Genomic DNA, 12,588 nt, shown 5'->3' on the forward strand with positions numbered 1-12,588 from the left:
TAACCTTATCATTATACCACTTTTTATTTTTTTTTGCAGTATTTTTAAAAATTCATAAAATGAAGTTAAAAAAAGGAGCCATTCAGCTCCAATTTTGTTCTTAAAATGTTTGGCGTTTGGCTTTACGCTCAGCACGGCCACGTGCACGATTTTCAGCACGCTTGGTTTTGCGACGTTTTTCATCCACCGCCCATTGAATCTTCTTCTTATAGCTTGGTTTGACTTTTTTCTTTTTCTTTTTAACCAAGCCAATCATTTCGATATCAAGCTTATCCTGCTTCTTTTCACGGTTGGCACGACGATCACGGTCATAGGTATCTTGGAACTCTCCGTCTTTGACCATCTTAGGAATAAACTTGATCCCTAATTTCTCCAACTCGCGGATATCCGAGTCATCGCTTGGCTGGTAAAGGGTAATAGCTGTACCAGGCAGTCCGTTGCGCCCAGTTCGTCCAACACGGTGAACAAAGAAAGACAAGTCTTGCGGAATGGCATCATTGATAACATGGCTGACCCCTTCAATGTCAATTCCACGCGCTGCCAAGTCTGTTGCAACAATGTACTCAAAATCCAGATTTTTCACCTGATTCATGATCCGTTTGCGTTCACGAGGAGCAATATCTCCATGAATCTTAGCTACCTTCAATCCTTGAGCAGTCAAGTAGGCATGTAACTCATCAGCACGCGTTTTTGTGTTAACAAAAATCATTGCCAAATAAGTCTGCATCAACTGAGTCAGCTGGTAAATTTGAGCGTTCTTGTCACGGCCCTTGGTAGAAATCAACCAATTATCGATCGTATCTGAGATAACTGTCTTAGTCTTGATTTTTTCCATGACAGGATTTGACAAGTATTTTTTCAAGAACGGTTGCAATTTTTGTGGAATAGTTGCTGAAAAGACCATGAACTGCAAGTCTTTTGGAAGGCTACCTGCAATCTTATCAACGGTTTCCAAGAATCCCATATCCAAGGTCATATCGGCTTCATCGACGACAAAGGTCTTGGCCTTGTGAATAGCTAAATCACCAGATTTGACCAAATCATAGATGCGACCTGGCGTTCCGATAACGATATGTGGTTGGTTGCTAGCAAGTTTTTCAATCTGACGCGCCTTATCCGTACCACCTACATAATTAACCACACGAACTTCGACATCTGAGTGAGCTGCAATCTGACGAGCTGCTTGGTAGATTTGAGTAGCCAACTCACGACTTGGAGCAGTAATGACTGCTTGCACACTATCGCTAGTTTCATCTAATTGCTGGAAAATGGGTAACAAGAAAGTATGAGTCTTTCCTGAACCAGTTTTTGACTCGCCCACCAAATCACGACCTGCCAGTACAATAGGAATTAATTTTTCTTGTACCTCTGTTGGAGTCGTAAACTTTAACTCCTCCAAGGCTTCTACTATATAATTTTTAAATTGAAATTTCTTAAATGACATACTATCCTCGATTCTATCCTTTCAATTATACCATATTTTATCCTATTGCAGTAGTCCCATTTGAGTCTCAGTCCTGTAGTAAAGATTCGAATAGATTAAAAGGTTGGAACCTCTGATTCCAACCTCTTTCATTATTTCCAGGTCAATACAGCATTCAAACCATAGTGATCACTGACTTGTGGACTATTTTGTCCATCAAAAACTACTTGTAAACTCTCTACTTCTAACTCTTTGGTCGTAAAGACGTAGTCGATTCGTAGTGACTCGGTATTGCCTTTCCAACCATCAATTTCTGGTGGAACGGTATAGCTACCACTTCTTTCTTTCGCAACTTCAAACGCGTCTTGCAATCCTAATGGGCTAGCTAAAATCGCTTGATAGCCTTCCTGACCAGCTGGATTATTAAAATCACCTGCTAAAATCAGAGGTTTGTTCAACTCTTTTAGTACAGCCTCAAATCGTGCCCATTCTTCTTGGAAACCTTTATCCCACCAAGAGAGATGAACGCTTGCAAGAGCAAGTTCCTTACCTTCAACCTCTGTCTCAGCCAAGGCAACGCGACGAGTATGGTAGTCCGTTGGATCATCTACATCTGATACTAAAATCTCACGCGCCTTGATAGGTGTTTTGGATAAGATAGCTACACCTTCATGGTAGCGGTCATAACCAATATGATTGTAAGCCCAAGTCCAGTAGTAGTTTTTCCCTTTCTCAGCCAATTTTTCGACCAGGAGTCGGACATAGTGATCCTGATGAATGGGTTCTGCTGATGGTAAAGCTTGATAGTGAGTGTTAACCTCTCCCTCAGGCGAAGTCATTTCTTGATTGATTTCTTGGAAACAAATCAAATCATAGTCTTTATCAAGAATATCTTGGAGCAAGAGCTGGAATTTTTCTTCTGCTTCTTTCTCCATCCAACTATGGGTATTGAGTGTTAAAAATTTCATGCTTTTCTCCTAAAACAAGAGGTTGGAAAACAGCTTCCAACCTCAAGTATATTACAATTCTACTTTAGCAACTGCTGTTTTAGCTGCAAGAGAACCTGTTTGTTCTAATTTAACTGATTTAAGGACATCACCATTTGTAAAGACAACCACTGTTGATGTTTTACGTCCTGCTTCTCGAATAGCATCCAAGTCAGCTGTGACAAGAAGGTCACCAGCGGCCACTTTTTGTCCTTCAGAAACATGAACAGTAAATGGTTTTCCTTCAAGACTTACTGTATCCAAACCAATATGAACAAGCACTTCAAGACCTGAGTCAGTGACAAGACCAAGAGCGTGTTTTGTTGGGAAGATACTTGATACAGTACCAGTAACTGGAGATACAATGTTACCATTTGCTGGCTCTACTGCAAATCCATCACCCATCATTTTTTGAGCAAAAACTGGATCTTCCACTTGTTCCAAGGCAACAACTTGACCGTCAGCTACTGAGTAAATATCCTCAGTTACACCCTTGTAATGTACAGTATTTTGTTGAGTTTCTGTCATTTGACTTGGAAGAGTTTCAGGAATTACTTCACCTGAGTCAAGGATATCTTGGATATCAGATTTCAATACGTCAGCTTTTGGTCCGTAGATAGCTTGGACTCCTTGTCCTTTCATGACAAGACCCATAGCTCCTTCTGCTTTCCATTGTTCCTCAGTACCAACGCGATCTGCGTCTTTAACAGTTACACGAAGACGAGTCATACATGCATCCACATCTACGATATTTGCACGACCACCAAGAAGGTTAATGATGTTTACGGCTTGAGAAGCTGCTGCAACTTTTGGAGTTCCAGGAGCTGCTTCTTCTGATGCCCCTTCAGCTGTTTCGTAGTTTCCGTTACGTCCTGGAGTTGCGTAGTTGAATTTCTTGATCATGAAGTTGGCAATGAAGTACATGATAACCGCAAAGAGAACAGTTACCCAGATAAAGTTAACGATATCCATACCAATACCAGCATTAATTGCCAATGGTGTACGAGTCAAGAATTCAATTGAACCGAATGAGTGGACACGAAGGTGAACAATATCTGCCATAGCAAAGGCAGCACCTTGAACTACTGAATAAACAAGGTAAAGAGGTGTTGCGATGAACATGAACATATACTCGATAGGTTCAGTAACCCCTGTCAAGAATGTTGCAAGGGCTGTCGCAATCATCATACCCTTGTATTGGTGTTTCTTGTCAGCATCAACATTGCGGTAGATAGCAACGATGACACCCATCAAGATACCAAATGAACCGATCATTTGTCCAACTTTGAAACGAGCTGGAGTGACTGTTGTAAGAAGGTGTTGGTATTGGTCAGCATTTGAACCTTTAAGGTTAACCAGGTCAGTTACCCAAGCAAGCCAAAGCGGATCTTGACCAAATACTTGTGTTCCTTTTGCTGCACCAGTTAACACTTCGTATGTTCCACCAAGAGCTGTATAGTTCATTGGGATTGTCAACATGTGGTGAAGACCGAATGGCAAGAGCAAACGTTCCAAAGTACCATACAAGAATGGTGCAAGGACTGGAGCAGTTTCTTGTGAGTTGGCAATCCAAATACCAAAGTTGTTGATACCTGTTTGAACTACTGGCCAAAAGGCAGCAAGTACAATTGCAGCAATAGTTGAACGAAGAATAACGACGAATGGTACGAAACGTTTACCATTGAAGAATGAAAGGGCATCAGGAAGTTTACGGAAGTTGTAGTATTTGTTATAAGCTGTTGCCCCAACAAAACCAGAGATAATCCCTACGAAAACCCCCATGTTAAGTGCTGGTGCCTCAAGAACGCTGATAAAGTAGTCAGCAACCTTGATTGAACCACCAAAGAAGGTAGTAACCATTGCTTCAGGGTTTTTCAACATATCACCTGTAACACCGAAGATAGTACCTGTGATACGGTTAATCAAGATAAAAGCAAGTCCGGCTGCAAATGCACCACCTGCACGTTCTTTTGCCCAGCTTCCCCCAATAGCAAGGGCAAACAAGATATGAAGGTTACCGATAACCCCCCAACCAATTTGCTCAAGGATTCCACCTGTAATCACTAGAGGAGCAAGGTTTGGGTCGATCATCACGATTGATTTACCGATTGAGATCATCAATCCCGCCGCTGGCATAACGGCGATAACCACCATTAAAGCCTTACCGAATTTTTGCCAAAATTCGAAAGACAAGACATTTTTGAATGTAGCTTTCATCATTCAAATCTCCTTTATTTTATTTAGGCAAACGTTTTACGAAAACGTTTGCATTTAGTTATGTATTAATTATACCACTTTTATTTTTTTTGTAAAGGCTTTTATAAAAAAATTGTCTATTTTTTTAATTTTTAGAAAGGAAAAAGAGAAGTTTACGAAAACTTCTCTTTTAAATATGTATTATTTTTCTGATTTGTTCTGCAATTTGCATTTAAATCCAACTAAATCTTCAAGAATCGACGCATTGAAATCCCTGAACCAATTGAACCAATGAAAATTCCGATTATAAATAATAGGACTGTCATCAGAGGGATAAACACATCTGGCGTAATCATTGACAAGTTTTGACCTACCAAAGATTTATTGACCGATTGATAAACCATATTGTAAACAAAGAATACAAGGACTGAAGGAATTGCTGCACCGAGCAAGCCAATAAAAGCACCTTCTAGCAAGAATGGACCACGGATATAGCCATTTTTCGCTCCTACAAGACGCATGATCTGAATCTCACGACTACGTGAAATAATGGTGATACGAATGGTATTGGAAATGAGGAAGACTGCGATAAAAATCAAGAGCCCTGCAATAACCAATCCCCAAACACGGATAAAGGAAGCCAATTCAAAAAGTCGTTGAGTGTTGGCTCCACCATCTTGAACCTCTGATACTCCCTCAATTTTCTTAGCTTCTTCAGCTACCGTTTTAACATCACTCGGAGAATTTGTATCGACGATATAGGCATCATAGAGAGGGTTTGCATCCCCTTCAAAGACCTTCCAATCGTCACCCATTGTTTCCGTCAGTTTTTCGTACTGTTCCTCTTTACTTGAGAAGGTAACACTCTTAACAGCAGGCATAGCTTTCAAAGCATCATAGACCTTGTGGTAGTCATTATTGGTAACTGTCTGACCTTCTTTTTCAATCGTTTCACTGTTATCAGCTACATCCTTACGAATGTAAACCATGACCCGAACGTTGTTTTCAATGTCGGTAGCCAGTTTTGCTGTATTAAAAATTACAGATGCAAACAGGGCAACGAGTGTTAAGGTAATCATAACCGAACTCACTGCTGCTACTGTCATCCAGCCATTTCGTTTTAAACTTTTTAACGATTCAAATAAATGGCGAAAAAATCTACTAATCATCGTATCCATATTCTCCTTTAGCTTCGTCACGAACGACACGGCCATTTTCAATGGCAATGACACGGTGGCGCAAGGTATTTACAATCTGGCTATTGTGGGTTGCCATCAAGACAGTAGTACCTTGGAGATTGATGCGTTCCAACAGATTCATAATTTCCCATGAATTATCTGGGTCCAAGTTTCCTGTTGGCTCATCGGCAATCAATACTTTAGGATTGTTGACAATCGCACGCGCAATCGCAATCCGTTGCTGCTCTCCACCTGAGAGTTCATTAGGGAAAGAGCGAACCTTATGTTTCAAACCAACCAGGTCCAATACTTCCATAACACGTTTTTTGATGTTGCGACGGCTCTCACCGATTACTTCCATTGCATAGGCAATATTCTCATAAACAGTCTTCTTAGGCAAGAGTTTGTAATCCTGAAAGACTACCCCGACACTACGACGTAGTAGTGGGACATCTTTCTTCTTAATTTTAACTAAATTAAAGCCTGCAACTGATAGGCTTCCTTTTTCGATCTTTACTTCTCGATATAAAGCTCGAATAAAGGTTGACTTACCTGCCCCAGAAGGTCCTACGATATAGGCAAACTCTCCTGATTCAATGGTAACAGATACACCACGCAGGGCAGTCGTTCCATTGTCATACTTTTTGACAACATCTCTCATTTCAATGATTGACATATGAGTTCCTTTCTATCTTAGCTGATTCGCCACTTGAGGTAGGCATCGATAAAACCATCAAGGTCTCCATCCATCACCTTATCTACCTGAGCAACTTCAAAGCTTGTACGGTGATCTTTTACCATAGTATAAGGCGTGAAAACATATGAACGGATTTGACTTCCCCAAGTGATTTCTTTTTTCTCACCTTTAAGAGAATCAACTTCCGCAGCTTTCTTTTCTTGCTCCATTTGATAGAGCTTAGCCTGCAACATCTTCATGGCACGATCTCTATTTCCATACTGGGTACGATCGACCGTTGATTGGACGACAGTTCCCGTAGGAATGTGTGTCAAACGCACACCTGTTGAAACCTTATTGACGTTCTGTCCACCAGCACCACCTGAACGGAAGGTATCCATTTTGATATCATCTTCACGAATCTCCACTTCGATGGTATCATCCAACTCAGGCATAACCTCTACGGATGTAAATGAAGTATGGCGACGTTTAGCAGAGTCAAATGGCGAAATACGGACCAAACGGTGAACACCCATTTCTGATTTAAGTAGGCCGTATGCATTGGGTCCTTCAAAAGACAAGGTCACAGACTTGATACCCGCTTCATCACCAGTTTGGTAATCCAAGACTTCTACTTTAAAGCCTTTGGCATTTCCATAACGAGTATACATACGAAGCAACATATCGCCCCAGTCCTGTGCCTCAGTACCACCAGATCCTGGATGGATTTCCAAGATTGCATTATTATGGTCATAAGGTTCTGACAAGAGAAGGGTCATCTCGTAGCTGGTCATCATCTTATCCAGTTCTGTCAACTGTTCGACCAGTTCATCATGGACTGACTCGTCTTCTGCTAAAAAGTCCAATAAAATCTCAACTTCATCCTGCAACTCTTCCATTTTACGGAAGGTGTTGTAGGTGTTTTTTAATTCATTTAATTCTTGCGACGTTTTTTGGGCCGCGATATTATCGTTCCAAAAATCAGGTTCTGTCATCTTGTTTTCCAAGATGGCAATCTCTTCCTCTAAGCCTTCGAGGTCAAAGAGACCCCCTAAAAGAAGCTAATTTTTCACGATTTGCGTCAATTTTTTGACGAATTTCTGAAATGTCCATAGATACTCCTTTTCATATCGTTTTATTATACCATAATCTCTCATTTCTTTCCATATTTTGCTTTTCACCGCTTTTGATGGCAGAAGAAAAGAGGCTTTATAGCCTCTTGTTTAAAGGACTTTGGCAGAGGTATGAGTGATCTCCTCCACTTGAATTCCTTCTTTTTCAAACTTTTCCTTTAATGCAATCAAATCGATTTTTCCATCAATTTGAACTTCGATGACGACCTTGCCATCCTTACGTGGAATGTTGACAGTATGGGAAATATTTAAATCCTCCTCTACAATTAGAGCTACAATTTTCCCCAGTACTCCGACTTCATTTTCTGTAATGAAACGAACACGAATCCCCTCTTCTCCGTATCCAGCGATTTCCAAGAAAGCCTGAAAAACATCGCGGTCTGTAATGACGCCGTAGACCTGATGATTGTCTACGACTGGTAATATCCCAATTTTATTTTTCAGCATCAGGTAGGTCGCATCTTCTAGACTAGCATAGCCAGAAACCGTCACGACATCTCGAATCATTACATCTTTTACTTTGGTTTTATTCAGAAGATAATTCATCTCATAGATAGAGAGACTGGTTGCTTTAGATGGGCTGGCTTCCGCAATGGTTCCTTCTGTTACCAATCCGACTAATTGATCGTTTTCGATAACAGGTAAACGGTGCAAACCTTGCTCGCGCATCAAATCTGCTGCGTGTGCTACAGTCGTATCTGGACTGATATAAACTACCTTACGGGTCATGAAATCTTTAACTGCCATGAGACTTCTCCTTCTATATTGCTACTTTTATTATACACTTTCTTAGAAAATCTATCAAACGCTTTCATCTCTTTTTCAAGATTTTGAATAATCTGAGAAGTTTGCATAAAATGCCAGTATAAATTAAGAGGGAACCGTAGTCCCCTCTCTTCTTAAATCGTAACAGTGTCTCGATCTTTTATCATATAACGTTTCAGTGGGCTAAGACTGGCTAGCCAATATAGTAGACCGCCAAATAGCGCAGTAAAACCACTACCCGTTGTGATTAAAAAGATTGGACTTTGAATTTGTGCAGTTACAGGGTTGTAAACAAATAGTACCGCTACCAATAAGGAGATAAATACGCAAGACAAGCCAACTAAGTTAAATCCTTTGGTAAACTCGTAGGCGTCATGCCCTTCAAGGAAATAGGCTGACCGCAAGTCGAGTTTTCGTTTTCTTAAGATAAAATAGTCGACAACAATCATACCAATAATTGGCCCCTGAATATAGGCGGCTAGGGAGATGAAGGATCCGAAATACTCTTCTACTCCTCCCCAGATAGTGAGTAGACTCACGTAAACCATGGCAATCCAAACCATTAGTCTATAGCTTACTTTTGGCATCCCGCTTTTGACAATCATACAGTTCACATACGATCCTGTCCCCTGGGTTCCAATATTGGCAAAGGCTACTAGTAGTAGACTTAAGAGAGCAAAGGCTGGGGTGCTTAGAGTTGATAGCATGGTTGTTGGATCACTTTCATACACACCTGTTTTGACAAACATGGCTAGAGCCATGACTCCACCTGTCGCAACGAAGAATGGAGCGACAACCCCGTATGATAAAGCTGTAGCCCAATAACCACTGCGTTCTGATTTTGCTAAACGCGGTAAAACCAATGCTTGTGTAGACCAAGAAAAGGCAAAGGCAACATTTCCTTCTCCAGAAAGCATGAAGCGTTCTAATGGCGTCAAATCTCCTTGAGTGGCTGGTTGGATATTCATAATATCAGTTATAGGAACGGCGACAAAGCAGATTCCAACGATAATGAGACCGACAATCAACAAGGCGATAACCAAGAAGCGATTGGTCCATTTAATCACTTCTGGACCTCCAAGAGCAATGAGAGTTCCAAGCAGAACACAGAGGGTACCAAGAATAGGCGCCCATACTCCCTTGTCTAAACCAAGTCCAAAATTATTTGCCAAATGAATCATAGAGCTGGCAAAAAGATTAGCTGCAACGGCGTACCAGCCAAAGTTAGCCAAGCTAATAATGGTTGATAGCAAGGCCACCCCTTTTCTACCTAGAACGGCTCTCAACCAAATCCACAAATCAATTCCATATTTAACAGCAAACAAGATTGGGAGACATTCGATAAAAACCCAGATAATGTTGAAACTAAAAATATTAATCAACATTTGATTAAAGGTCAAATATTGAGCCACATAGGCTCCTTGGGTATAACACCAAGTTGCGATGGCAAAACCACTTGTCGATAGAAAGAGATCCCAGAAAGAATATTGACGATCCTTATTGGTCATGGGAACAATTCCGGTTATGGTTTCTTGTTGGATATAGTCATTCATTTTAGACATGTTATTGAATTCCTCCCGTCATTGCTAAGATAATCAAAACAAGGTTGATTAGGACTATGGAGATGATTAAAATGAAATCACTTTTTAGGAAGGGTTGAACAAACTCGTAGTTTGGCGACTCCATTTCTTCCAATCTTCTCTTTGTTTCAGTTGCTACTAAATCTTCAATTTCGGATGTCGTTTTCATCTTAGTTTTCCTCCAAATACAAGTCAAGGGCCAGTTGTCCATATTGTTTGGTATAGCGATACCAGATGTAGAGGAACTCACCGACTGGTTTTCCAACACTCTCCTGGAACAAAGCCCACAAGAACCAATAATATGAGGTCACTGCTACATAAGCTAAGTAGTGACGTTTGGTTTTCTTATCTGGAACTCCTTGTAGATACAATTCTAGTACTTTTTCAGCATCCTCCACGGTATAATTGGAACACGCGATAAAGGTGCCCAAATCTCCTGCTGGCTCTCCCATTCCAGAATATTCCCAGTCAATCAAGCTCATTTCGCCTGCTTCATTTAACAAAAAATTAGGACTATAGGAATCTCCATGACAAAGGACAACCTGTTTCGGATCATTCTGTAAATAATTTTTGAGAATTGAGACAGTTTTATCCAATTCCTCGAGACCATCAAACTCAAATCGATTTCTAGCCTTCAATTTTTCTCTAAAATCATCAATCCCTTCAAATTGGTCAAAGGAATGTCCCGTTTTTTCTCCAGATTGGTGTAACCGTCTCAAGAGGTCCATTGCTTGTGCCACATCATCCCAATTATCATAATCCAGTTGCTTAGCATTAGGAATAAATTCTGAAATTTTCCAGCCCTCATCTTTGTTCATAGCTACAAAGGTACGGTCAATCTTTAATTTTGCAGCAATTTCCATAGAAGCTGCTTCACTAGCTCGGTCGATATAATTTTCTGTTCCCCTACCCGGATGACGGTAAACATATCTTTTCCCTAGACAGTCAAATGAAAATGATGTGTTGGTTAATCCATCTTTTAGTGGTTTGATATTGACAATATCTGAAGCCACACACTTTAATGTCTTACAGATATTATCAATAATGGCCGAATCTGCATTTACCAAATAACGTTCATCAAATTGACGTAGTTCATCTAGTGAATCAAATTCTTTAACAATATCCGCTGAATAGTGGCGCGCTTCTAAAAGGAGTTCTTTGACATGGCGACCATAGTAATCCTCCCAAAGCTGTTCCCGATAAGGTTCGTGTTTAAACTCGGTTTCTAAAACTTCCTTGAATTTCTCGCTGAATGCACGGTCGAAATAAACGTGCCCCACCATGGCCCAAGTATTTTCTCCACCAATCTGGATATCAATGATGGTGTGATTCGAATCCTCTATAACACAATATTCGTCCGTTTGACCTTCTGCGAATATCGTCGAGTAGTAACCTCTATAAATATATTGCTCAAAAGGATTTTCCACAAAATAATTATCCGATGAACAAATATACGTGTTGGAAAGTTGATCTTTAACCAACATAAGAGACGAACAGTTATTGTATTTGAAGTAATCATTATTCACTACAATTTTTACACCAAACTTCTCTGCAAGATAGAACATTTTTTCTTGAAGATAGCCTACAATAACGGTTATATCTTCTATTCCCGCTTCTTGCAGTTGTCTGATTTCCCTCTCTATCAAGCGTTCCCCCTTGACTTGAAGTAATCCTTTAGGAATCTCATAAGACAAAGGAGCAAAACGACTACTCATGCCAGCAGCCATTATAATGGCATTTTTTACTCGATAGGGTTCTAAAACTTTCTGACCTAGTTCTGTTAAGTGAAGCTCCTCATCAAGCCACTTCTCTTCTTTCAGTTTTTTCAATAATGTGTTGATTGTTCCTAAAGATAGGTCTAACTCTTCAGCTAACTGTCGCTGAGTAAATGTCTTTTCTTTATGTATCAACATAAAACGCAAAAGTTTAAATTGTTTTTCTGTTAGCATTCTTAGTCCTCCTGTTCAATTTTTTCTTACTCATATTATAATATGAACAAAAATGACTGTCAATTCAAATAGGGAAACAATGAGTAAAAATTAAGACCTTCTTCCCTTTCCTCAAAAAACATATAAATAAAAGAGCTCCTTATTCTGGAGCCCTGAAATATTTTATATTTTTGATAAGTAGTCGTATTAGGTTTCGCTTGATTGCAATCCTTATCCGCCGACTAAAAAGGTCACCCAGACTATAGAGGGATTACGTGCGCAATCTCCATCCACAACCTAAACTAGTCTCTCAGACTAGAGGAGAATTGCTTATGCAATCCTTATCCTCCGACTAAAAAGGTCCCCCGGACTATAGAGAGATTGCTTGCGCAATCCTTATCTACCGACTAAAAAGGTCCCCGGGACCTTTTTAGCCACCTAGATATGCTTTTCTGACTTCATCTGATGCTGCGAGTTCTTTTCCTGTTCCTGATAGGACGATCTTGCCTGTTTCAAGTACATAACCTCGGTCAGAGATAGCAAGGGCCTTGTTAGCGTTCTGTTCAATTAGGAGAACCGTTGTTCCTTGCTTCTGAATATCTTGAATGATATCGAAAATTTCTTGGATAAAGATCGGGGCAAGTCCCATTGACGGCTCATCCAAGAGAAGGAGCTTAGGTGTAGACATGAGAGCGCGTCCCATAGCCAGCATCTGCTGTTCAC

Annotated in this window: 10 protein-coding genes and 1 pseudogene; all 11 read right to left on the reverse strand. The window is 40.3% G+C overall.

The window, feature by feature from the left end:
- Positions 1-100: 100 nt before the first annotated feature.
- On the reverse strand, positions 101-1,444 hold the full coding sequence (locus GMD4S_RS03610; RefSeq protein WP_008289134.1) for a DEAD/DEAH box helicase: 1,344 nt from the start codon (positions 1,442-1,444) through the stop codon (positions 101-103).
- Between the two features lie 131 nt (positions 1,445-1,575).
- Positions 1,576-2,391 carry an endonuclease/exonuclease/phosphatase family protein gene (locus GMD4S_RS03615; protein ID WP_000670863.1) on the reverse strand — a complete coding sequence of 272 codons (816 nt, stop codon included), beginning with the start codon at positions 2,389-2,391 and terminating at the stop codon, positions 1,576-1,578.
- 51 nt (positions 2,392-2,442) lie between these two features.
- Positions 2,443-4,629, reverse strand: coding sequence for a PTS transporter subunit IIBC (locus GMD4S_RS03620; RefSeq protein WP_000973832.1), 2,187 nt, complete (start codon positions 4,627-4,629; stop codon positions 2,443-2,445).
- Between the two features lie 218 nt (positions 4,630-4,847).
- On the reverse strand, positions 4,848-5,774 hold the full coding sequence (gene ftsX, locus GMD4S_RS03625; RefSeq protein WP_000625556.1) for a permease-like cell division protein FtsX: 927 nt from the start codon (positions 5,772-5,774) through the stop codon (positions 4,848-4,850).
- Positions 5,767-6,459, reverse strand: a complete 693-nt coding sequence (ftsE, locus tag GMD4S_RS03630) for a cell division ATP-binding protein FtsE (protein ID WP_000022276.1) — start codon at positions 6,457-6,459, stop codon at positions 5,767-5,769. The genes ftsX and ftsE overlap by 8 nt, the downstream gene beginning before the upstream one ends.
- 17 nt (positions 6,460-6,476) lie before the next feature.
- Positions 6,477-7,572 (reverse strand): peptide chain release factor 2 gene (gene prfB, locus GMD4S_RS03635; protein ID WP_155991877.1). Its coding sequence is split into 2 segments (ribosomal slippage): positions 6,477-7,499 and positions 7,501-7,572, totalling 1,095 coding nucleotides; the frame shifts between segments, so codons are not numbered across the junction.
- Positions 7,573-7,682: 110 nt separating this feature from the next.
- A complete protein-coding gene (locus tag GMD4S_RS03645) occupies positions 7,683-8,339 on the reverse strand; it encodes a CBS domain-containing protein (protein ID WP_000268642.1) in 657 nt (218 codons plus the stop codon).
- A gap of 152 nt (positions 8,340-8,491) precedes the next feature.
- Positions 8,492-9,919 (reverse strand): cytosine permease, encoded by a 1,428-nt coding sequence (locus GMD4S_RS03650; RefSeq protein WP_000041475.1) that lies wholly within the window; start codon positions 9,917-9,919, stop codon positions 8,492-8,494.
- A gap of 1 nt (position 9,920) precedes the next feature.
- Positions 9,921-10,106, reverse strand: coding sequence for a hypothetical protein (locus GMD4S_RS03655; RefSeq protein ID WP_000859100.1), 186 nt, complete (start codon positions 10,104-10,106; stop codon positions 9,921-9,923).
- A 1-nt stretch (position 10,107) separates the two neighbouring features.
- The gene (locus GMD4S_RS03660; RefSeq protein WP_000954674.1) at positions 10,108-11,886 is read right to left on the reverse strand and encodes a phosphotransferase; all 1,779 of its coding nucleotides are present in this window, start codon (positions 11,884-11,886) and stop codon (positions 10,108-10,110) included.
- Positions 11,887-12,295: 409 nt separating this feature from the next.
- Positions 12,296-12,588, reverse strand: a pseudogene (locus GMD4S_RS03665) (ABC transporter ATP-binding protein); the annotation flags it as partial.

The organism is Streptococcus sp. GMD4S, assembly GCF_000296955.1.